Origin of the sequence: Streptomyces coelicoflavus (assembly GCF_045041415.1) — a bacterium.
GTDB classification, from domain to species: domain Bacteria; phylum Actinomycetota; class Actinomycetes; order Streptomycetales; family Streptomycetaceae; genus Streptomyces; species Streptomyces coelicoflavus.
In genome coordinates this window covers 2847504-2868909 of record NZ_CP108218.1, presented here as the reverse complement: position 1 = coordinate 2868909, position 21406 = coordinate 2847504, and the positions used below count along the sequence as shown (strand labels likewise).

The 21406-nt window shown below is 72.8% G+C and carries 19 protein-coding genes; 11 read left to right on the top strand and 8 right to left on the bottom strand.

Translation table 11 applies throughout. The features are described 5' to 3' along the window. Positions 1-65 precede the first annotated feature (65 nt). Both OHA99_RS12490 and OHA99_RS12485 read left to right on the top strand, forming a co-directional pair. Positions 66-923, top strand: a complete 858-nt coding sequence (locus OHA99_RS12490; protein WP_366473452.1) for a PHP domain-containing protein — start codon at positions 66-68, stop codon at positions 921-923. Between the two features lie 84 nt (positions 924-1007). Further along, positions 1008-1613: a MarC family protein gene (locus OHA99_RS12485; protein WP_087789609.1), complete on the top strand. Its 606-nt coding sequence runs from the start codon at positions 1008-1010 to the stop codon at positions 1611-1613. Positions 1614-1681: 68 nt separating this feature from the next. Here OHA99_RS12485 and OHA99_RS12480 read toward each other — a convergent pair whose 3' ends face one another. Continuing rightward, entirely contained in the window at positions 1682-1834 is a 153-nt protein-coding gene (locus OHA99_RS12480; RefSeq protein ID WP_007444413.1) for a hypothetical protein, read from the bottom strand. 272 nt (positions 1835-2106) lie between these two features. On the opposite strand from OHA99_RS12480, the gene OHA99_RS12475 reads away from it, so the two are divergent. Further along, positions 2107-3003, top strand: a complete 897-nt coding sequence (locus tag OHA99_RS12475; RefSeq protein WP_007444424.1) for an NYN domain-containing protein — start codon at positions 2107-2109, stop codon at positions 3001-3003. A gap of 93 nt (positions 3004-3096) precedes the next feature. Here the strand turns inward: OHA99_RS12475 and OHA99_RS12470 are convergent, their stop codons facing one another. Continuing rightward, positions 3097-3993, bottom strand: coding sequence for an alpha/beta hydrolase (locus tag OHA99_RS12470; RefSeq protein ID WP_366473451.1), 897 nt, complete (start codon positions 3991-3993; stop codon positions 3097-3099). A 116-nt stretch (positions 3994-4109) separates the two neighbouring features. Next, positions 4110-6656 (bottom strand): DEAD/DEAH box helicase, encoded by a 2547-nt coding sequence (locus OHA99_RS12465; protein WP_405695739.1) that lies wholly within the window; start codon positions 6654-6656, stop codon positions 4110-4112. A 506-nt stretch (positions 6657-7162) separates the two neighbouring features. Between OHA99_RS12465 and OHA99_RS12460 the strand changes: the two genes are divergently transcribed. Beyond that, a complete protein-coding gene (locus OHA99_RS12460) occupies positions 7163-7936 on the top strand; it encodes a ferritin-like domain-containing protein (RefSeq protein WP_007444439.1) in 774 nt (257 codons plus the stop codon). A gap of 169 nt (positions 7937-8105) precedes the next feature. Here the strand turns inward: OHA99_RS12460 and OHA99_RS12455 are convergent, their stop codons facing one another. From OHA99_RS12455 to OHA99_RS12440, 4 genes are all read right to left on the bottom strand, one after another. Then, positions 8106-8375, bottom strand: a complete 270-nt coding sequence (locus OHA99_RS12455; RefSeq protein WP_153178072.1) for a hypothetical protein — start codon at positions 8373-8375, stop codon at positions 8106-8108. A gap of 188 nt (positions 8376-8563) precedes the next feature. Then, positions 8564-8791 carry a DUF3107 domain-containing protein gene (locus tag OHA99_RS12450; RefSeq protein ID WP_007444428.1) on the bottom strand — a complete coding sequence of 76 codons (228 nt, stop codon included), beginning with the start codon at positions 8789-8791 and terminating at the stop codon, positions 8564-8566. Between the two features lie 142 nt (positions 8792-8933). Continuing rightward, positions 8934-9575, bottom strand: coding sequence for a TetR/AcrR family transcriptional regulator (locus OHA99_RS12445; RefSeq protein ID WP_042825084.1), 642 nt, complete (start codon positions 9573-9575; stop codon positions 8934-8936). Positions 9576-9761: 186 nt separating this feature from the next. Further along, complete coding sequence (locus OHA99_RS12440; RefSeq protein ID WP_153178071.1) at positions 9762-9983, bottom strand: hypothetical protein; 222 nt, start codon at positions 9981-9983, stop codon at positions 9762-9764. Between the two features lie 240 nt (positions 9984-10223). Here OHA99_RS12440 and OHA99_RS12435 point away from each other — a divergent pair, with 240 nt between their 5' ends. The 7 genes from OHA99_RS12435 (at position 10224) to moeZ (ending at position 19624) form a co-directional block, all read left to right on the top strand. Then, a complete protein-coding gene (locus tag OHA99_RS12435; protein ID WP_153178070.1) occupies positions 10224-11300 on the top strand; it encodes an alpha/beta fold hydrolase in 1077 nt (358 codons plus the stop codon). A gap of 8 nt (positions 11301-11308) precedes the next feature. Continuing rightward, a complete protein-coding gene (locus tag OHA99_RS12430) occupies positions 11309-12997 on the top strand; it encodes a DUF3152 domain-containing protein (RefSeq protein WP_405695736.1) in 1689 nt (562 codons plus the stop codon). Positions 12998-13212: 215 nt separating this feature from the next. After that, a complete protein-coding gene (locus tag OHA99_RS12425) occupies positions 13213-14979 on the top strand; it encodes a DUF3492 domain-containing protein (protein ID WP_405695735.1) in 1767 nt (588 codons plus the stop codon). Beyond that, the gene (locus OHA99_RS12420) at positions 14976-16475 is read left to right on the top strand and encodes a hypothetical protein (RefSeq protein WP_405695733.1); all 1500 of its coding nucleotides are present in this window, start codon (positions 14976-14978) and stop codon (positions 16473-16475) included. The genes OHA99_RS12425 and OHA99_RS12420 overlap by 4 nt, the downstream gene beginning before the upstream one ends. Positions 16476-16586: 111 nt before the next feature. Then, complete coding sequence (locus OHA99_RS12415) at positions 16587-17645, top strand: NAD-dependent epimerase/dehydratase family protein (protein WP_153178066.1); 1059 nt, start codon at positions 16587-16589, stop codon at positions 17643-17645. Beyond that, positions 17633-18382 carry a spherulation-specific family 4 protein gene (locus tag OHA99_RS12410; protein WP_381502497.1) on the top strand — a complete coding sequence of 250 codons (750 nt, stop codon included), beginning with the start codon at positions 17633-17635 and terminating at the stop codon, positions 18380-18382. Before OHA99_RS12415 ends, OHA99_RS12410 begins: the two co-directional genes overlap by 13 nt. 63 nt (positions 18383-18445) lie before the next feature. Further along, positions 18446-19624 carry an adenylyltransferase/sulfurtransferase MoeZ gene (gene moeZ / locus OHA99_RS12405; protein ID WP_165684885.1) on the top strand — a complete coding sequence of 393 codons (1179 nt, stop codon included), beginning with the start codon at positions 18446-18448 and terminating at the stop codon, positions 19622-19624. A gap of 71 nt (positions 19625-19695) precedes the next feature. On the opposite strand, the gene OHA99_RS12400 is transcribed toward moeZ, so the two are convergent. Beyond that, a complete protein-coding gene (locus OHA99_RS12400; protein ID WP_405695730.1) occupies positions 19696-21237 on the bottom strand; it encodes an alpha/beta hydrolase in 1542 nt (513 codons plus the stop codon). Between the last annotated feature and the right edge of the window lie 169 nt (positions 21238-21406).

Here is a 21406-nt window from a genome sequence, read left to right as displayed (position 1 = left end):
GGCCCGTCCGGTTCCGGTTATCCTTGAGCGTCCCCTTCCGTCCCGTCCCGCTTGGAGTCAGCGTCGTGCGCATCGATCTGCACACCCACTCCACCGCGTCCGACGGCACGGACACCCCGGCCCAGCTGGTGCGCAAGGCCGCCGCGACCGGCCTCGACGTCGTCGCGCTGACCGACCACGACACCACCCGGGGCCACGCCGAGGCGGTCGCCGCGCTGCCCGAGGGACTCACCCTCGTCACCGGCGCCGAGCTCTCCTGCCGCCTCGACGGCGTCAGCATGCACATGCTGGCCTACCTCTTCGACCCCGAGGAGCCCGCCCTGCTCGCCGAGCGCGAGCTGGTCCGGGACGACCGGGTGCCGCGGGCCCGCGCCATGGTCGCCGGGCTCAACGAGCTGGGCGTGCCCGTCACCTGGGAGCAGGTCGCCAGGATCGCCGGCGACGGCTCGGTCGGCCGGCCGCACGTGGCCTCCGCCCTCGTGGAACTGGGCGTCGTCCCGACGGTGAACGACGCCTTCACCCAGGACTGGCTGGCCGACGGCGGCCGGGCCCACGTGGACAAGCACGAGACCGACCCCTTCGAGGCGCTCCGGCTGATCAAGGGTGCGGGCGGCGTCGCCGTGTTCGCGCACCCGGCCGCCGCCAAGCGGGGCCGTACCGTGCCCGAGACCGCGATCGCCGACCTGGCGGCCGCCGGGCTCGACGGCATCGAGGTCGACCACATGGACCACGACGCGCAGACCCGGGCGCGGCTGCGCGGGACGGCGAAGGAGCTGGGGCTCCTGGTGACCGGCTCGAGCGACTACCACGGCAGCCGGAAGACCTGTGTGCTCGGCGAGTACACGACCGACCCCGAGGTCTACGGGGAAATCACGCGACGGGCGTTCGGGGCCTTCCCCGTGCCGGGCGCCGGCGGGGCCTGAGCCCCACCTCCCGCGCGCCGCACCTCCCTGCCCGCGCGCCTCCCTCCACCCTTCCCCCTCTTCCGCAAGGCCAGTAGCACACCCATGTTCGACGTCGCCGTCTTCGGCTCCCTCTTCCTGACCCTTTTTGTCATCATGGATCCCCCCGGGATCACCCCGATCTTCCTCGCGCTGACCGCCGGGCGTCCCGCCAAGGTGCAGCGCCGGATGGCCTTCCAGGCCGTCTGTGTCGCCGGCGGCGTGATCACCGTGTTCGGTCTGCTCGGGCACCAGATCCTGGGCTATCTGCACGTGTCCGTGCCCGCCCTGATGATCGCGGGCGGGCTGCTGCTCCTGCTGATCGCCCTCGACCTGCTCACCGGCAAGACGGACGAGCCGAAGCAGACCAAGGACGTCAACGTCGCGCTCGTACCGCTGGGCATGCCGCTGCTCGCCGGGCCCGGGGCGATCGTGTCGGTCATCCTCGCCGTGCAGAAGGCGGACGGCGTGACCGGGCAGGTCTCGGTGTGGGCCGCGATCCTCGCCATCCACGTGGTGCTGTGGCTGGTGATGCGGTACTCGCTGCTGATCATCCGGGTCATCAAGGACGGCGGCGTGGTCCTGGTGACCCGCCTCGCCGGCATGATGCTCTCCGCGATCGCCGTGCAGCAGATCATCAACGGCGTCACCCAGGTGATCCAGGGCGCCTGAAACGACCGCAGGGCCCCCGTACGGTGTCGTTCCGTACGGGGGCCCTGCGCGTGTGCGAAGGGTCCGCGCTACAAGGCCGAGGTGTCGGCGGGGCGGATCCACAGGCGCTGCCCGATGGCGGCGGCCTGCTGAACGATGCGGTTCACGGAGGCGGCGTCCACGACAGTCGTGTCCACGGGGGTCCCGTCGACGTCGTCGAGTCGCATGACTTCAAAGCGCATGGCCTCTCCCTTGATCTGGTCATCCTCCTGCGGAGAACTACTGGTGTGGCTCCTGGGTCGTCGGTGCCCGGGCTTCCGTAGTGGTCAACGGGATGCCCTCTGCAAACATTCCCTACGCTAAGGAAATTTTTCGCACAGCTAATTACTGACAGGTAAGTCGCTTGCTGCGAGCCGATGTGAGCGAATGTGAGCGGACCAGTCGACAGGTGTCCGATACAAGACTGACCGGGACCGGTTGTATTCGTAGCGTGACGACCGGGACAATGGACGCGATGAACGACGACCTCGCGCCCCTGCACGCTCGCATCGATCGCACGAACGAGCTGCTCCAGCGCATGCTCGCCGAGGTGGCGAAGACCCCCTCGACCCACGCGATCTTCGTCGACGCGGGCTACCTGTACGCGGCGGCGGGGCGACTGGTGGCCGGGACCGAGGACCGCCGGGCCTTCGACCTGGACGCCGAGGGGCTGATCGAGGCCCTCATCGACAAGGCCCGCACCATCTTCGCGGACAGCCGCCTGCTGCGCGTGTACTGGTACGACGGCGCCCGGCGCCGCATCCACACCGCCGAGCAGCAGTCCATCGCCGAGCTGCCCGACGTCAAGGTCCGCCTGGGCAACCTCAACGCCAACAACCAGCAGAAGGGCGTCGACTCCCTCATCCGCTCCGACCTGGAGTCCCTCGCCCGGCACCGCGCCATCAGCGACGCGGCCCTGCTCGGCGGCGACGAGGACCTGGTGTCGGCGGTCGAGGCCGCCCAGGGGTACGGAGCCCGCGTCCACCTGTGGGGCATCGAGGCCCCCGAGGGCCGCAACCAGGCCGACCCGCTGCTCTGGGAGGTCGACAGCCAGCGCACCCTCGACCTCGACTTCTTCAAGCCGTACGTCTCCCGGCGCACGACCCACTCCGTCGAGGGGGCGGTCGTCCTGCGCCCCGCCCGCGAGGACGTCCGCTTCGTGGGCGCGCAGATCGCGGCGAAGTGGCTGGCGGCGCGGGGACGTGACGCCCTGCTGGAGCTGCTTCCCGGCCACCCCTACCTCCCCGGCTCCGTGGACCAGGACCTGCTGGTGGAGGCCGAGGGGCTGCTCCAGTACTCGCTGCGCGGCCAGGCCGACCTGCGCCGGGCGCTGCGGGACGGCTTCTGGGAGCACTTGCGGGCGCAGTACTAAGGGCGTCGTTTGGATCAGGACGGCTCCGAGCGACGGCGCCTTGTGCGCGACCCCGGCAAGATCCGAACGACACCCCCCAGCCCCGGACTCCCGTCAGGGGGTGCGCGGCCGGGGAGGCGCCGGGTGGTCGTCCCAGAAGTCCGCGAGGGCACCGGCGGTGGGCAGCGGCTGGTCGGTGTTGGGGGAGTGCTCGGCGCCCGCGACGACCGTCCGGCGCGCGTCCAGCCGTACGGCCATGTCGTCCAGGAGCGGCACGGGCCAGGTGTCGTCGTAGGCGCCCGACAGCACGTGGTAGGGCAGCGGCACGTCGGCGAGTTCGGCGACACGGTCCGGCTCGGTGCACAACTGACGTCCCGTGGCGAGCAGTTGGGCGGGCCTGGTGCCCAGCCAGCGCTCGCGCAGCCGGGCCGGTTCCGCCGGGCCGTGGGCGGGCGCCGGGGCGCCGGCCTCCTCCGGCGGTTCCATGGTCTGCATCACCGACCAGACCTGCGCCATCGTCATCGTGTCCAGCGCGTCCCGCAGCAGCTTCACCCGCTGCCGCTGGGACTCGGAGATCCGCGCCGGCCCCGAGGACACCAGCGTGAGGGACAGGAACGGGGCGTGGTCGAGCAGGACGGCGGCCCGCGCGATCTGGCCGCCCAGGGAGTGCCCGAGAAGGTGGACGCGCGTCCCGAGGGCGGCGACCTGCGCCAGCACGTCGCGGGCCAGCTCGGGCCGGGCGTACGCGGCCTCGTCGTGCTCGGGTCCGGCCGACTCGTACTGCCCCCGCCCGTCCACGGCGACCGTGCGGTACCCGCGCGCTCCGAGCGGCCGGTGCAGCAGCGTGAAGTCCTCCTTGCTCCCCGTGAACCCGGGCAGCATCATCACCACGCCCCTCGGCGCGGTCCCCTCGGCCACGGGCGAGTCGACGACGGCGAACTCTCCGCGCGCGGTGCGCAGCCGGTACGCGCGTGCGTCCGGTGGCGGGCTGAAGGCGGCGTTCCTGCTCACGGGCAGAGGTTATCGGGCAGGGGGCACCGGGTGGTGGACACGGGTGCGGCAACGCCGCCGGCCCGGCCCCGCGTGGGTCGCGGGACCGGGCCGGCGGTCGGGGTGCTCGGCGGGGATCAGCTCTCGCCGACCTCCGCGGGCTGCGTGGCGGCCGTGGCCGCCTTGCGGGTGCGCCGCGCCTTGGGCTTCGCCTCCGCCGCGTCGGCGGCCTCGGCGGGCGCCTCGACGGCGGCCGCGGCCTTACGGGTCCGGCGCCGAGGAGCGGCCTCCGGCTCCTGCGAGGCCTGAGCCGGGATCTCGGCGGCGGCCTCTGCCTTGGCGGCGGCGGTCTTCCGGGTGCGGCGGACCTTGGGCTTGGCCTCCGTGCCCTCGGCGGTGTCGGCGGCGGTTTCCGCGGTGGCCTCCGTCTTGGCGGCGGTGGTCTTGCGGGTGCGGCGCGGTTTGGTCTCGGCCTCGGCCTCGGCCTCGGGCGCCTGCGCGGCCGGCTCGGCGGCCTTGCGGGTGCGGCGGGTCTTCGGCTTGGCCTCCGTGCCCTCGGCGGTGTCGGCGGCGGCTTCCGCGGTGGCCTCCGTCTTGGCGGCGGCGGTCTTGCGGGTGCGGCGCGGTTTGGTCTCGGCCTCGGCCTCGGGCGCCTGCGCGGCCGGCTCGGCGGCCTTGCGGGTGCGGCGGACCTTGGGCTTGGCCTCCGTGCCCTCGGCGGTGTCGGCGGCGGTTTCCGCGGTGGCCTCCGTCTTGGCGGCGGCGGTCTTGCGGGTGCGGCGCGGCTTGGCCTCGGCCTCGACCCCCGGGGTCTCTACGGCGGCCTCGACGGCCTTGCGGGTCCGGCGGCGCGGCTTGGTCTCGGCCGGCTCGGCCGCGGCCTCGGTCGCTCCCTCGGCCGTGTCGACCGCCGTCTCGGCGGCCGTGGCCTTGCGGGTCCGGCGGCGCGGCTTCTCGGCCGGGGCCTCGGCAACCGGGGCCTCCACGACCACCGGGGCCTCGACGACGGCCTGGGGAGCCGCTTCCACGGCCACCGCCTCGGCGGCCGCCGGAGCATCCGCCGACTTGCGGGTGCGGCGGCGGCGCGGCTTCGCCGGGGTCTCGACGACCTCGGCGGCCTCCGCCGTGCCGACGACCGCGGCCTCGGAGGGGGCGAGCGCGGTGTCCTCGGCGGCCTGCGCCACGGGAGTGTCGGGCGTCGCGGCGGCCTCCGGACGGCGCGACGGCTCACCGCTGCGCGTACGGCGCCGGCGGCGCAGCGTGCGGGGCCCGTTGGCGGCGTCGGTGCCCGCGCCGGCGGCGCTGTCCGCACCGCCGGTCACGGCCTCGGCCGCGGGGCTCGCGGCGGCCTCGGCGTCCACCGGAGCACCGCCGCGCATCCGACGGCGGCGGCGCGGTGTCGTACGGGACGAACGGTCGCGGTCGCGCTCGCGGTCGGCGGAACGCGCGTCGTCGCGGCCACCCCGGCCGCTCCGGTCGCCACGCCCGCGGCCACCGCGTCCGCCCGGCTCGCCCAGGTCCTCGAGCTCCTCCGCGTCGAGCCCGGCGCGGGTGCGCTCCGAGCGCGGCAGGACGCCCTTGGTGCCCTCGGGGATGCCGAGGTCGGTGTAGAAGTGCGGGGAGGTGGAGTAGGTCTCCGCCGGGTCGTTGAAACCGAGGTCCAGCGCCTTGTTGATCAGCTGCCAGCGCGGGATGTCGTCCCAGTCGACCAGCGTGATCGCCGTACCCTTCGCGCCCGCGCGGCCGGTGCGGCCGATGCGGTGCAGGTACGTCTTCTCCTCTTCCGGCGACTGGTAGTTGATGACGTGCGTCACGCCCTCGACGTCGATGCCGCGGGCCGCGACGTCGGTGCAGACGAGGACGTCCACCTTGCCGTTGCGGAAGGCGCGCAGGGCCTGCTCGCGGGCGCCCTGGCCGAGGTCGCCGTGGACCGCGCCGGAGGCGAAACCGCGCTGCTTGAGCTGGTCGGCCAGGTCGGCCGCGGTGCGCTTGGTGCGGCAGAAGACCATGGCCAGACCGCGGCCGTCGGCCTGCAGTATGCGGGCCACCATCTCGGGCTTGTCCATGTTGTGCGCGCGGTAGACGAACTGCTTGGTGTTCGCCACCGTCGCACCCGCGTCGTCCGGCGAGGTGGCGCGGATGTGCGTGGGCTGCGACATGTAACGGCGGGCGAGTCCGATGACCGCGCCCGGCATGGTGGCCGAGAACAGCATGGTCTGGCGCCGGGGCGGCAGCATGTTGATGATCTTCTCGACGTCGGGCAGGAAGCCCAGGTCGAGCATCTCGTCGGCCTCGTCCAGGACCAGGCTCTTGATGTGCTTCAGGCTCAGCTTCTTCTGGCCCGCGAGGTCCAGCAGACGGCCCGGGGTGCCGACGATCACGTCGACGCCCTTCTTCAGGGCCTCCACCTGCGGCTCGTAGGCGCGGCCGCCGTAGATGGCGAGGACGCGCACGTTGCGGACCTTGCCGGCGGTGAGCAGGTCGTTGGTGACCTGCTGGCACAGCTCCCGCGTCGGGACGACGACGAGGGCCTGCGGGGCGTCGGTCAGGGACTCGGGCGCGGCCCGGCCCGCCTCGACGTCGGCGGGGACGGTGACGCGCTCGAGGAGCGGGAGGCCGAAGCCCAGCGTCTTGCCGGTGCCGGTCTTGGCCTGGCCGATCACGTCCGTGCCCGACAGGGCCACGGGGAGCGTCAGCTCCTGGATCGGGAAGGGAGTGGTGATGCCGACGGCCTCGAGGGCTTCGGCGGTCTCGGGGAGGATCCCGAGGGATCGGAACGTCGTAGTCAGGGTGCTGCCTCTTCTGTGTACGTGGTGCGAGGCGAGCGCGCGGGTCGTGCCGGACCGTGTCGGGGACGTCGGCTGCCTTACGGATCGAGCCGTAGGACACGGGACCTCTGTCGACGCTCCAGCGCTCGTACCACTGAGGGTCCCCCTCCGGATTCCCGTACGCAGTGTGGCGTACGGCAGGGAGGGCTGTCGGGTCGGAGCCGATCGGGCCACCGACCGGGCATCCTCATGCGTGCGGCCCGACGACGATGTCACGTACCCGTACGTCACATACTCGGCAGGCGCATTACCACCATACCCCGGATTCGCGCACATGCGATGGCCGATTTGCTCACGTAGTCGTCGTCACACTGACTGACCAGGGCCTTACCACCGCCGAAGAGCGGACTATTGTGCGCTGCATGACGAGCTCTGACAAGCCTGGCACCGCCGCAGAGGCACCCACCGAGACCGCCGGAACCGCAGCCACCGGCGAGGCCACCCCGGTCGCCGCCCGGGACTGGGAGTCGGCCGCCGCCGACCCGCAGTACCGCGCCGCGGTCGTGGACCTGCTGGGCGCGCTGGCGTACGGCGAGCTGGCGGCGTTCGAGCGGCTCGCGGAGGACGCCAAGCTGGCGCCCACGCTGGCGGACAAGGCGGAGCTGGCGAAGATGGCGTCCGCGGAGTTCCACCACTTCGAGCGGCTGCGCGACCGGCTGGCCGAGATCGGCGAGGAACCGACCGGGGCCATGGAGCCGTTCGTGGCCGCCTACGACGGCTTCCACAAGCAGACCGACCCCTCCGACTGGCTCGAGGGCCTCGTCAAGGCGTACGTCGGCGACTCCATCGCCAGCGACTTCTACCGGGAGGTCGCCGCCCGCCTCGACACGGACACCCGCGAGCTGGTCCTCGCCGTGCTCGACGACACCGGACACGCCGGTTTCGCCGTGGAGAAGGTGCGCGCGGCGATCGACGCCGATCCGCGCGTGGGCGGGCGGCTCGCGCTGTGGGCGCGGCGGCTGATGGGGGAGGCGCTCTCGCAGTCCCAGCGGGTGGTGGCCGACCGGGACGCGCTGTCGACGATGCTCGTGGGCGGGGTCGCGGACGGGTTCGACCTGGCGGAGGTCGGCAAGATGTTCTCGCGGATCACCGAGGCGCACACGAAGCGGATGGCGGCGCTGGGGCTGGCCGCCTGACCTCTGCCGCTTCGGCCGCCGCCGTCGCTGTCGCTGGGGCTGTCGCTGGGTCTGCCGCTTCGGTCGTCGCTGTCGCTGTCGCCGGGTTTGCCGTTTTCGGTCGTCGCCGTCGCCGTCGCCTCTGCCGGTTTCGCGGAGGCGGGGCCTCGATCCGGCGCGGCGGCTGCCGTCAGGCGGTCGCCGAGCTGCGCCGGAGTCCTACCGCGGGGCGCAGCAGCAGCGACAGCGAGGCCGCGGAGAGCGTCGCCGAGCCCAGGAGCACCAGCAGGAACCCTCCGGCGCCCAGCGCGGTGTGCGTGACGAACGCCCCGAAAAGGGCCCCCGCGATCCCGGTCGGCAGGACCAGGAGGCGGGCGGGCAGGCGGTGGGGCAGACGGCGCGCGGCCGCCCATGCCAGGGCGAGGCCGAGGATTGCGGCGCTGAGCGCTTCCAAGAGCATGTCGGGGTCCCTCCCACATGGCCGGCCTGCCCCAAACGGTCACAGCCGACATACCCCTGACCTGCGGAACACAATCCTCCTCCTGTGGGTGAACTGTGCTCCGTCCGTGACCGCGAAGACGGGTGGGTCCCGGCGGAGATCTCCGCCGGGACCCACCCGTCTTCGCGGTCCGTCGTCCGCGTCGCCGACTACAGCGCGCCGAAGCCCACCTTGCGCGGAGCCGGCTCACCGATCTCGACGTAGGCGAGCCGGTCGGCCGGCACGAGGACCTTGCGGCCGTGCTCGTCCACGAGGCTCAGCAGCTGCGACTTGCCGGCCAGTGCCTCGCCGACCACGCGCTCGACCTCCTCGGCGCTCTGACCGCTCTCCAGAACGATCTCGCGGGGCGCGTGCTGCACGCCGATCTTGACCTCCACGGCTATGTCCCTCCGACGGTCAGTAAGTGCGCGATCTTCCGCGCCGTACCAGCACACATTAGCCCGGTGAGGGGACGTACACGCTGCGTCGGAGAACGCCACGAGCGAACAGCCGACGGGAACAGAACCCGCGCCGCGACGGTCAGTGCTGGTCGGTGCCGTGCAGTGGGAAGCCCGCGATACCCCGCCAGGCCAGCGAGGTCAGCAGCTGGACCGCCTGGTCGCGCGGGACGCTGCGGTCGCTGTGCAGCCAGGAACGCGCCACCACCTGCGCGAGGCCGCCCAGACCGGAGGCGAGCAGCATCGACTCCGCACGCGAGAGGCCGGTGTCCTCGGCGATGACGTCGCAGATCGCCTCCGCGCACTCGTTCGTCACCTTGTCCACGCGCTCGCGCACGGCGGGCTCGTTGGTCAGGTCCGACTCGAAGACCAGACGGAAGGCGCCGCCGTCGTCCTCGACGTAGGCGAAGTACGCGTCCATCGTCGCCCGGACGCGCTGCTTGTTGTCGGAGGTCGACGCGAGCGCGCTGCGCACGGACTGGATCAGCGCCTCGCAGTGCTGGTCCAGCAGGGCGAGGTAGAGGTCGAGCTTGCCGGGGAAGTGCTGGTAGAGCACCGGCTTGCTGACCCCGGCGCGCTCGGCGATGTCGTCCATCGCGGCCGCGTGGTAGCCCTGGGCCACGAACACTTCCTGGGCGGCGCCCAGCAGCTGGTTGCGTCGGGCTCGGCGGGGAAGGCGTGTGCCCCGCGGGCGTACCGCCTCTGTCTGCTCGATGGCTGTCACGCCGCCTCCCATAGTCGTCCTCGTGCGGTGTGCGCCGCGTCGACATCGTACTTTTCGGTAACCGTGGTGTGGGTGCTGCGAGCGCAGAATTTCACGGACCGGACGGTGGCGAAACCCGCACAACAGGTTTGAAAAGGGTTCAGGACGGGCAAAGATCGGCCTCTTTTCCGTCCGGCGAGGCGCGTTTCAGCGGTAGTCGTCCTCGTCGTGCGAGACGACCCGGGCCTGTTCGGCCAGGTCGGCTTCGTTGGCGCGGTCCGGTTCGACGCCCGTCAGCGGCTCGTCGCGCTCCTGCCCGACGTCCGCCCGCTGCTCGGCCGCGTCGGCGTCGGGTGCCTCCACGTCGCGTTCCTCCGCTTCCGGTGCCTCGTCGTCGAAGGTCTCGGGGTCGGTCGGGTCGACGGTCATGCTGGGCTCCCTTCCTACGAACGCTCCCGGGTTGCGGGGCTCACACGCGGGTGCCCACTTCACGAGCGTAGGAGACACCCGATCCGGACGCCACGCGTCACCTGTCGCGGCACCGCGTGTGACCATGGCCGTGGCACCGCACGTGACCATGGCCGTGGCACCGCACGTGACCGTGATCGCGGCACCGCCTGTGACGGCGAACACATGAATCGCCGCGTGATCGTCTCGTAACATTGCCGCATGCCTTCGACCGAGCCGCCGTCCGTGCCGCCCGCCAACGTGCTGCCGAAGGTCGCGGCCGTCAGGGTCGCGGACGGAGAACGGCTCAGGTCGGTCCACCTCCCCGGTACGACCCTCACGGTGCGCTCGAGACCGCCCGCCCGCAAGGGGCTGCCACCCGCCCTCCATGTGCACGGTCTCGGCGGCTCCTCGCAGAACTGGTCCGCGCTCATGCCGCTGCTGGACGGCGTCGTCCACAGTGAGGCCCTCGACCTGCCCGGCTTCGGTGACTCCCCGCCGCCGGACGACGGCGACTACTCGATCACGGGCCACGCGCGCGCGGTCGTCCGTTACCTCGACGCGGCCGGGCGCGGCCCCGTGCACCTCTTCGGGAACTCGCTCGGCGGCGCCGTCGTCACCCGCGTCGCCGCGGTACGGCCCGACCTGGTGCGGACGCTGACCCTCGTCTCGCCCGCACTGCCGGAGATCCGCGTGCAGCGCAGCGCCGTGCCGACGGGGCTGTTGGCACTGCCGGGCGTGGTGTCGCTGTTCAACCGGCTCACCCGGGAGTGGACCGCCGAGCAGCGGGTCCGCGGCGTGACCGCGCTCTGCTACGGCGACCCGGGGCGGGTGACGCCGGAGGGCTTCCGCAACGCCGTGGAGGAAATGGAGCGGCGGTTGCGGCTGCCGTACTTCTGGGACGCGATGGCGCGTTCCGCCCGGGGAATCGTCAACGCGTACACGGTGGGGGGCCAGTACGGACTGTGGCGACAGGCCGAGCGGGTTCTCGCACCCACGCTCCTGGTCTACGGTGGACGGGACCAACTCGTCGGCTACCGCATGGCCCAGCGGGCTGCCCGCGCCTTCCGCGACTCCCGGCTGCTGACCCTGCCGGACGCGGGACACGTGGCGATGATGGAGTACCCGGAGACCGTGGCCACGGCCTTCCGTGAACTCCTCGCGGACACCCGGGGCGCCGGGGACACCGCGGGCGCCGCGGCCGGCCCGGACGCCGTGGACAGCGGAGATCCGGCGGGTGGCGAGAGGACCGACGGGCCCGTCGACGGCGAGCCCGCCAACCAGACCACAGGAGGCTGAGGCGCGACGTGGGACGCCACAGCCGCCGCGGGCCCGCCCCCAGGGCCGATGCCGCGGACAACGCCGCAACACGCGACGACCGGACCGCCGGGCGGGCACCTGACCCGCCGCGCCGGGAGAACGGGACCGCGCAGGGGCCACATGGGTCGCATGGGCCGCGGGAGTCGCATGGGCCGCGGGAGTCGTATGGGCCCCGCGAGTCGTATGGGTCGTACAGGTCGGACTGGCCGCAAGGGACCCAGGGTCCGCAGGGGGCCCAGGGACCGCAGGGGTCGCAGGGGTCGCAGGGACTGCCTCGTCAGGCGGCGTGGGGCGAGGGCACGGGTGACGGTCAGGGGTACGCGCCTCCCGGGCCCGGCCGTGTCGGAGGCCCGGGACCGGGACCGGGGTTGCCGGACGGGACTCCGGCCCACGGGTTTCCCCGGCACGCGGCGGACGGTACGCCCGCGCGAGGTGTGCCGAGGGTCCGGGGCGGTCACCCCGAGCAGCGGGAACCGGGTGGCGGCTGGGGCGAGCCGAACGGCTGGCGCGGTGCCGGGCACGGCACCCCGGCGGGACCGCACGCAGACGTTGCCCCCGACTCCTTCGCACCGGCGTCGTCGCCCTTCGGGCCGTCCGGACCGTCCGCGCCCTTCCCGCGGCAGCGGCGGGCGCCCCGGGAAGGGCCGCGGCAGGACTACCTGGACGCCTTCGGCGAGGACGACGACGTCTTCGCGGCCCGCCCCACCCGCCGTCCCCCCGGCCCGGCAGGGCCCGCCGATCCGTATGCCGCCGTCACCGACTGGAGCGCCGCGGACAGGGGTGCGGTCGGGGACGGCGGGGCCGGTGGGGGCGGTGTCGCCGACGACAGCGACGACCAGCCGCCCACGGGTGAACCCGCGCCGGGCAAGGGCGCCAAAGGGCGGACCTTCACCGGGATCGCGGCGGCCGCCGTCACCACGGTGCTGGCCGTCGTCGTGGCCGGTCAGGTGGCCGACGGCTCGGGCGGGGACGACATGCGCTCCCAGTCGGCCGCCGAACAGGCCCGGGGTGCCCACGACCCCGCGTCACGGGACGACGAACGGCCGACGCCCCCCGCGTCCGAGTCCGCGAAGCCCCTGACGTACGAGCAGAAGATGGGCAAGACGTACCCGCTCGGCGCCACGCTCAAGGGCTCGGGGAAGTTCGACGCGATCCCGGGCATCGCCAAGGGGACCGGGAAGGGGGAGAAGTACACCTACCGCGTGGACGTGGAGCAGGGGCTCGGCCTCGACGGGCAGCTCTTCGCCGACGCCGTGCAGAAGACGCTCAACGACGACCGGAGCTGGTCCCACAACGGCGCCCGCACCTTCGAGCGCATCGAGTCGGGGCAGCCCGACTTCGTCATCACGCTGGCCAGCCCCGGGACCACCGCGGAGTGGTGCGCCAAGTCCGGCCTGGACACCACCGAGGACAACGTGTCCTGCGACTCGGCCGCCACCGAGCGCGTGATGATCAACGCCTACCGGTGGGCGCAGGGTGCCGAGCCGTACGGCGACGCGATCCACGCGTACCGGCAGATGCTGATCAACCACGAGATCGGCCACCGCATCGGCTTCAACCACGTCACGTGCGACAAGGACGGCGAACTCGCCCCGGTCATGCAGCAGCAGACGAAGTTCATCGACCACGACGGAATCGACTGCCGCCCGAACCCCTGGGCCTTCCCGAACAGCTGACCGAAGAGTTCGGGGCCGAGCCTTGCGTGCGGTGACCGAGTGATCTCTTAGCGCTACCGAACGCGCCTCGCACGGGAAAGTTACGACCGTTCACCCCTTTTGGTGGCGCGATGGACAACCGTCCATCGCGCCACCTCCTTGTCCGCATACGTTCGTCCCGCTGCGAGCCGCCGGGTCAACGGCGGCTCCCCAAACGGGAGATCGGGGGTGCGCGCGTGCGCATCGGACTGCTTACGGAGGGTGGCTATCCGTATGTGAGCGGTGAGGCCGGGCTCTGGTGCGACCGGCTTGTGCGCGGGCTGGAGCAGCACGAGTTCGACGTCTACGCCCTCAGCCGCACCGAGTGGGAGGAGGCCGAGGGCTGGGTTCCGCTGCCGCCGCAGGTCGGCCGGGTGCGCACCGCCCCGTTGTGGGAGACCGCGGACGACGGAACCGTCCACGGACGGCGCGCGCGCCGGCGTTTCGCCGAGTGCTACGGCGAGTTGGCCACGGCCCTGTGCACCACCGCCCCCGGCGACCCGGCCGGGAGTTCGGAGACTCTGGCGGAAGAGCAGTCGGCCCTTGAGGCGGACCGTTTCGCCAATGCGCTGTACGGCCTCGCCGAACTCGCCCGCGACGAGGGCGGGCTGCCCGCCGCACTCCGCTCGGAGACCGCCGTGCGCGCCCTGGAACGCGCCTGTCGTGCGCCCGGCGCCCACCGCTCCGCACGCGAGGCGCGCGTTCCCGACCTGCTGACCGTCGCCGCACGCCTCGAACGCGCCCTGCGCCCCCTGTCGCTGGACTGGTACGAGGACGACGACCTCGGCTCGGTGGACCTGTGCCACGCCACCTCCGGTGGCACCGCCGCCCTGCCCGGCCTGCTCGCCCGGCACTTCTGCGACGTCCCCCTGCTCGTGACCGAGTACGGGGTGCGGCTGCGGGCGCACTACCTGACGGAACCCGATTCCTCGCCCGCGATACGGTCCCTGCTCGCCTCCTTCCACGGCCGGCTGGCCGCCGAGACCTACCGGCGCGCGGCCGTGATCACGCCCGGCAACACGCACGCCCGCCGCTGGCAGGAGCGCTGCGGGGCCGACCGGGCCAAGCTGCGCACGGTCCATCCGGGCATGGACGCCGCCCCCTTCGCGGAGGCGGGGGAGTCCCCGGAGTGCGCCGACCCGCGGACCCTCGTCTGGGTCGGACGCGTCGAGCCGGCCAAGGACCTGGTCTCGCTGCTGCACGCCTTCGCGGAGATCCGCAGGGCGGAACCCGCGGCGCGCCTCAGGATCGTCGGCTCGCCCTTCGGCCCCGAAGGCGCCGCCTACCTCGCCCACTGCAAGGGACTGGCCGCGCAGCTCTTCCCCGACGAGGCCGACGGCCCGCACGCCGTGGGCCGCAACCCGGTCTCCTTCGAGGAGACCGGCGGACCCGAACTGCCGTCCCGCGCCGACGCGTACGCCTCGGGCGCCCTGGTGGTGCTCTCCAGCGTCGTCGAAGGGTTCCCGTCCGGGCTCGTCGAGGCCATGTTCTGCGGCCGCGCGACCGTGTCCACGGACGTCGGCGCGGTGGTGGAGGCCATCGGCGGCACCGGACTCGTCGTGCCCCCGCGCAATCCGCGGGCGCTCGCCGAGGCGTGCGTCGCGCTGTTGCGCGACCCGGAGCGCCGCGAACGCCTGGGCGCCGCCGCACGCGCCCGTGCGCTGGAGCTGTTCACCGTCGAGCAGAACATCACGGCATTTCACGGCATTTACCTGGAGATCCTGTCGCATACACCGGTACGCCGCGTCGTCCTCGACGACACCGGCGCACCCCTGCCCTTCGCCGTCCCCGCCGAGGCCCATGTGCCCGGCCGCTGGAGCGACCCCACGGCCCGTATCGCGGCCAGGGGCGGCCCCAGTCCCAGCCCCGGTTCCGGCGCGGTCCGGAGCGGTCCGGGCTGGGCGACGGAGGGTCCCGTCCGGTCCGCGGCTCCGGTGTCGGCCACCGAGGGAGCGGCCCGATGAGCGGCATCGGCGAACTGGACCGGCCCGAGACCCCAGGCAGCCCGGGCGCCTGGGACGAACGCTCACGGACCTGCCTCACCGACGGGGGCCACGGTCTGGACGAGGTGGGAGAGAGCGTGCGTTCGGCGGAGGACCGGCAGCACGCGGATCACACGGATCACATCGGCGGGTCTCGCGCCGCCGACGGCCGTGACGATCGCGCCGGCCGCGGGGACGGCGAGCGAGACGGTGCGGGCCGTGTGGGCGGCCCTCGTGCACGCGGCATTCGTGAAGACGGCGGTGGTGAAAACGGCGGTCGTGAAGACGGCCCTCGTCAACGCGGCGGTCGTGAAGGCGGCCTTGGTGAAGGCGGCGGCCGCGAAAGAGGTGCCGCCGGTGGGGAGGCCCGAGACGTGAGGCAGGCGCCGTCCGCGTCCGCCGCGCGCCGTGCCGCCGACCCTGTGAAGGGGCTGCTCCACCGTCACCGCGACCTGTGCGAACGCGCCGTGGACCCACTGGAGATCGCGGCGGGCCTGGAGGCGCACGGCGTCACCGACCGGACGGCCGCACGCTTCCGCCACCGGGACGTCTTCTCCCTCGCCGAAGAGATGTACGCCCGGGTCCCGCGCGACGGCGACACCCCGGCCCGCCCCGACGAGGCGCCGACACCCCCGCCACGCACCGCCGGAGTCCTCCTCGCCCTGCTGCCCGGCGTCCTGTGCGCCGCCACCGTGGCCGTACTGCACCTCACCGAGGGCCGGCCGCGCCTGATCGCCGCCGCCGTCGGCCTCCTCGCGGTGCCCCTGGCCCTGGGCGCGGCACTTCGCCGCGGGCCGCTGAGCGCCTCGACGCGCACCACCAGCACCTGGACCTGCTGGCTCGTCGGCTACGCCCTCCTCGGCGACGGACTCCTCCGCAACGCCGTCACCGGTGGCCCGGACAGCCTCCCCGACGGCACCGCCGACGGTCCATGGCCCGTCACCGTCGCCCCCGTCCTGGCGCTCGCGCTGTCCTACGCGCCCGCGGTCGGATGCGCTCACCTCTTCGCCGCGGGCGCCCGCCGCAAACTGTCGTCCAGCCGAGGCCTGGCCGACTTCTCCGCCTCCGTACGCCCCCTGCTGCTCGGCACCTTCGCCCTGTACCTGGGTGCCCTCGCCGCCCTGCTCGCGCTGACCGGAGCCGTGCTCGGCGAGCCCGCCGCCCCTCCCCAGGCCCTCACCCTGGGCGCCCTGCTGCTGCTCGCCCGGCTGCTCACCGTGCACGGTCACGCGCACGCCTCCACGCTCGTCCTCACCACCACGGCCACCGCCGAGGCCGCCGCCCTGGCCACGCTCTTCGCCGGACGCCTCCCCGGCTGCGGTTTCCTCACCGCCCCCGTGGAGGCACTGGTCGCCGTCTGCGGCCCGGCCGGTGTCCCGGCGACCGCCTGCGGGATCGGTGCCGTGACCCTCCTGATCCACGCGTCCCGCCGTCTGACCAGGGCCTCGGCCCACGCGTCGACGGAGCGAACCCGGTGAACGCGGGCACGGTCAACCCCCCACTCGTCCTCTCCACCCTCGCATCACCCCTTGAAGGAGCCCCCAGATGACCACCTCCCGACCCGACGCCTCGGCACCGGGAGCCGCCCGATGAGAGTCCTGCTGATCGGAGCCAACGGCTACATCGGCCGCTTCGTCGCCGACCGTCTGCTCGCCGACCCCGCCGTCCAGCTCACCGCCCTCGGCCGCGGCGACGACGCCGATGTCCGCTTCGACCTCGCCACGGGCAGCCCCGGCGCCCTCACCCGCTTCCTCGACGCGGTCCATCCCGGCGTGGTCGTCAACTGCGCGGGCGCCACCCGGGGCGGGGCCCGCGAACTCACCCGGCACAACACCGTCGCCGTCGCCACCGTCTGCGAGGCCCTGCGCCGCAGCGGCTGCGGAGCCCGCCTGGTGCAGGTCGGGTGCAGCGCCGAGTACGGCCCCAGCCAGCCCGGCTCCTCCACCGCGGAGGACGCCGTGCCCCGCCCCGGCGGCCCCTACGGCGTCAGCAAACTCGCCGCGACCGAACTCGTCCTCGGCTCCGGTCTGGACGCCGTCGTCCTGCGCGTCTTCTCGCCCGCGGGGCCCGGCACGCCCGCAGGCTCCCCGCTCGGCCGCCTCGCCGAGGCCATGCGACGTGCGATGCAGTCCGGGGATGGCGAACTGCGCCTGGGCGGCCTCGGTGCCCAGCGCGACTTCATCGACGTCCGCGACGTCGCCCGCGCGGTGCACGCCGCCTCCCTCTCCGCAGCACAGGGCGTCATCAACATCGGCTCCGGCCGTGCCGTCCGCCTGCGCGACGCGGCCGCCACCCTCGCCCGAGTCGCCGGCTACGGGGGCGCCCTGCACGAACTCGACGGTCCTTCCGGCGCCCTGCGCCCCACCATCGGCCATCCCCGCACCGAGTCCGTCGGCCACCGCGTCGACGCCCTGGGCCACCACCGGACCGACGCCCTCGGCCACCACCGCCCCGACCCCCTCGGAAGCCGCGGCGAGCGCACGGATTCCGAGCACGCGGCACCGGCCCCCCACCCGTACCCCGACGGCTGCGGCAGTTGGCAGCAGGCCGATGTGCGCACCGCACGCGACCGGCTCGGCTGGCGTCCCCGGATCGCCCTCGAAGAGTCCCTCGCCGACATCTGGATGGAGGCGGCATGCCGTATCTGACCAGCACCAGGGCGGGCACCGCGAGCACCGGCGTCCGCACCGGATTCGGAGTCCCGGGTCTGGCCCACCCCCTCGTCGCCCCCGACGAGTGGGCCGGCCTCACCTGTCCCGGCACCCCGCTGCACTGGGTCGTCCTGAACATCGCCGACGGCCCCGGCGCCCACCCCGACCCGCGCTGCCTGGAGGCCGTCGGCCGGCTGCGCAACGCGGGCGTCCGCGTCCTCGGCCATCTCGACGCCGCGTACGGGGCCCGCAGCCTCGGCGAACAGATCTCCGACGCCCACCGACACCTCGACTGGTACCAGGTCGACGGCTTCCTCCTCGACCACTGCCCGTCGGAACGGGCCGCCCTTCCCGAGGTCCGCCGCACCGTCACCACCCTCCGGGCGATCAGTGACGATGCCCACATCGTCCTCGGTCACGGCACCCACCCCTACCCCGGCTACGCCGAGAACGCGGACCAACTCGTCACGTTCTCCGGCACCTGGGCCGACTACCGCTGGTCCCAGGCGGCCGAGTGGAGCGCGGACTATCCGCCCGACCGCTTCTGCCACTTCGTCCACGGCGTACCGCGCGGGCACCTGGAGGAAGCGCTGCGCATCGCCCGCTGGCAGGGAGCAGCCACGATCTACTTCACCGACCGCACGGACCGCGGTGGCCGCGCCGACCCGTGGGAGACGATGCCCGGCTACTGGGACGAAATCGTCTCGCGGGTCGGGACGGGAGTCTCGGAATGAAAAAGGCCGTGGCAGTGTTACTGGCAGAACAACCGTAATTACTGACCGACCAACGGAGTCCCCGTGTCGCTGCCACCCCTGGTCGAGCCGGCTGCCGAGCTCACCGTAGACGAGGTCCGCAGGTACTCCCGCCACCTGATCATCCCCGATGTGGGGATGGACGGGCAGAAGCGGCTGAAGAACGCCAAGGTGCTCGCCGTCGGCGCGGGCGGCCTCGGCTCGCCGACCCTGATGTACCTGGCGGCAGCCGGTGTCGGCACGCTCGGCATCATCGAGTTCGACGAGGTCGACGAGTCGAACCTGCAGCGTCAGGTCATCCACAGCCAGGCCGACATCGGCCGGCCCAAGGCCGAGTCCGCCCGCGACACCATCAAGGGCATCAACCCGCTGGTGGACGTGGTCCTTCACCAGGAGCGGCTCGAGGCCGACAACGTGATGGACATCTTCAGCCAGTACGACCTGATCGTCGACGGTACGGACAACTTCGCGACCCGCTACCTGGTCAACGACGCCTGCGTCCTGCTGAACAAGCCCTACATCTGGGGCTCGATCTACCGCTTCGACGGCCAGGCCTCCGTCTTCTGGTCCGAGCACGGCCCCTGCTACCGCTGCCTCTACCCGGAGCCCCCGCCCCCCGGCATGGTCCCCTCCTGCGCCGAGGGCGGCGTGCTGGGCGTGCTGTGCGCGTCCATCGGCTCCATCCAGACCAACGAGGCCATCAAGCTCCTCGCAGGCATCGGCGAGCCGCTGGTCGGCCGCCTGATGATCTACGACGCCCTGGAGATGACCTACCGGCAGGTCAAGGTCCGCAAGGACCCCGACTGCGCGGTCTGCGGCGAGAACCCGACCGTCACCGAGCTCATCGACTACGAGGCCTTCTGCGGCGTCGTGTCCGAGGAGGCCCAGGCGGCGGCCGCCGACTCCACGATTACTCCCAAGCAGCTCAAGGAGTGGATCGACGACGGTGAGAGCATCGAGCTCATCGACGTCCGCGAGCCGAACGAGTTCGAGATCGTCTCGATCCCGGGCGCCCGGCTGATCCCGAAGAACGAGTTCCTCATGGGCTCCGCCCTCGAGAGCCTTCCGCAGGACAAGAAGATCGTCTTGAACTGCAAGACGGGTGTCCGCAGTGCGGAAGTCCTCGCGGTCCTCAAGTCCGCCGGCTTCGCGGACGCCGTCCACGTCGGCGGCGGCGTGATCGGCTGGGTCAACCAGATCGAGCCCGAGAAGCCCGTCTACTGACCGGCTGACGGACCCGCTTCCCGGACGGCGGGGGTTTCGCGCACCGCGGGTGCCCGAAGCCCCCGCCGCCGTCATGAGCAGACCTTGCCGTCCTTCGGCACCGTCCCCTTCAACAGGTAGGCGTCCACGGCGGAGTCGACACAGTCGCTCCCGCTCCCGTACGCCCCGTGGCCCTCGCCCTTCCAGGTCAGCACCACGCCGACGTCCTTGCCCAGCTCGTCCGCCATCCTGCGGGCGCCCTCGTAGGGAGTGGCGGGGTCGCCCGTGTTGCCGACCACCAGGACCGGGGCCGCGCCGGGTGCGCTCACCTCCGGGGTCTCGTGCTGACCGGCCACCGGCCAGTCGTGGCACCAACCGGCCGTGTCCCAGCCGAGGAAGGCGCCGAAGACGGGCGAGACCTTCTCGAACCTCGGCAGCAGCTTCTTCGTCTCCGCCACGGTCGGCCGCTGCTTGTCGTCCAGGCACGATATGACCCGCTGCGAGTGGGTCGTTGTGCCGTAGCGCCCCGAGGGATCGCGCTCGTTGTAGCCGTCGGCGAGCGCCAGCAGCTCCGAGCCGTCGCCCTGCTCGGCCGCCTCGAGCGCGCTGGTCAGGGCCGGCCAGCCGCTCTCGCTGTACAGCGGCAGCACGATCCCGGTGAGCGCGAGCGTCTGCGTCAGCTCGCGATCCGGCGAGGACGTGGGCAGCGGGTTCGCATCGAGCCGCTTCAGCAGGCCGGCGATCTTCCGCGACCCCTGCTCGGGATCCTGGCCGGTCGACTTCAGATAGTCGTCCAGGGCGCGCTGGAAGCCCCTGGCCTGGTTCTCGGCGTGGCCCATCGTGTCGGCGCTCGGGTCCACCACGGCGTCGAGGACCAGGCGTCCCACGTGCTTCGGGAAGAGATGGGCGTAGACGCCGCCGAGTTCGGTGCCGTAGGAGATGCCGAAGTAGTGCGTCTTCTCGTCGCCCAGGACGTGTCGCATCAGGTCCATGTCGCGGGCGGTGTCCGTGGTCGAGACGTGCTCCATGAGCTTGCCGGCGGCCTTCTCGCAGCCCTCGCCGAAGTCGGCGGCGTCCTTCAGATACGCCTGTTCCTCGGACGGGGTGTCAGGAGTGGAGTCCACCGACTCGGCGGCCTCGATCGCCTCGTCGGAGCGGCAGCGGACGCCCTCACTGGCGGCCACCCCGCGCGGGTCCCAGCTCACCAGGTCGTACCGCTCGTGCAGGGAGGAGACGGTGTCGGCATAGGACGGCATCATGGAGATGCCGGAACCGCCGGGGCCGCCGAAGTTGAACAGCAGGGAGCCGATGCGGTCGTCCCCGGTCGCCCTGGACCGGATCAGCGCGAGATCGATCGTCTCGCCGTCCGGATCGGACCAGTCCAGCGGCGCCTCGAGCGTGGCGCACCGCCAGTCGCCGTCCGGCGCCGGGGCGTCGTCGGTGCCCTCGCAGCGGGCCCAGTCGAGCGTCTGGGACGCCAGCGCCTCGGGCACCCCGGACGGTGCCGCCGCCGAAGGTCCCGCGCTGCTCCTGCCCCCGTCGTCCTTGTCCTCGTCGGACGAGCCGCCGCCGCAACCCGCGGTCAGCAGTGCGGCGGCGGCGGTCAGGGCCGTCCACCTCACGAGACGAGTCATGTCCTCTCCCCCCTGGCAAGCCGTCCGCGCCGTGCGGCGGATGGCGTTCCTGCCATGGTAGGTGGAGCCGACAGCGCCTGCGGAAGCCTGTGGATAACGCTCTGACCTGGGCATTCGCCCCGCTCGCTGCCGCAGTCCGCAGTCCGCAGTCCGCAGTCAGGAGCACGCG

What these genes read in the sequence shown, in the direction of transcription:
- OHA99_RS12460 (WP_007444439.1), top strand. Translation starts at nt 7,163, where the DNA reads ATGACGAGCTCTGACAAGCCTGGCACCGCCGCAGAGGCACCCACCGAG.
- OHA99_RS12410 (WP_381502497.1), top strand. Translation starts at nt 17,633, where the DNA reads ATGCCGTATCTGACCAGCACCAGGGCGGGCACCGCGAGCACCGGCGTC.
- OHA99_RS12480 (WP_007444413.1), bottom strand. Translation starts at nt 1,834, where the DNA reads ATGCGCTTTGAAGTCATGCGACTCGACGACGTCGACGGGACCCCCGTG.
- OHA99_RS12455 (WP_153178072.1), bottom strand. Translation starts at nt 8,375, where the DNA reads ATGCTCTTGGAAGCGCTCAGCGCCGCAATCCTCGGCCTCGCCCTGGCA.
- OHA99_RS12485 (WP_087789609.1), top strand. Translation starts at nt 1,008, where the DNA reads ATGTTCGACGTCGCCGTCTTCGGCTCCCTCTTCCTGACCCTTTTTGTC.
- OHA99_RS12475 (WP_007444424.1), top strand. Translation starts at nt 2,107, where the DNA reads ATGAACGACGACCTCGCGCCCCTGCACGCTCGCATCGATCGCACGAAC.
- OHA99_RS12435 (WP_153178070.1), top strand. Translation starts at nt 10,224, where the DNA reads ATGCCTTCGACCGAGCCGCCGTCCGTGCCGCCCGCCAACGTGCTGCCG.
- OHA99_RS12440 (WP_153178071.1), bottom strand. Translation starts at nt 9,983, where the DNA reads ATGACCGTCGACCCGACCGACCCCGAGACCTTCGACGACGAGGCACCG.
- OHA99_RS12400 (WP_405695730.1), bottom strand. Translation starts at nt 21,237, where the DNA reads ATGACTCGTCTCGTGAGGTGGACGGCCCTGACCGCCGCCGCCGCACTG.
- OHA99_RS12415 (WP_153178066.1), top strand. Translation starts at nt 16,587, where the DNA reads ATGAGAGTCCTGCTGATCGGAGCCAACGGCTACATCGGCCGCTTCGTC.
- OHA99_RS12420 (WP_405695733.1), top strand. Translation starts at nt 14,976, where the DNA reads ATGAGCGGCATCGGCGAACTGGACCGGCCCGAGACCCCAGGCAGCCCG.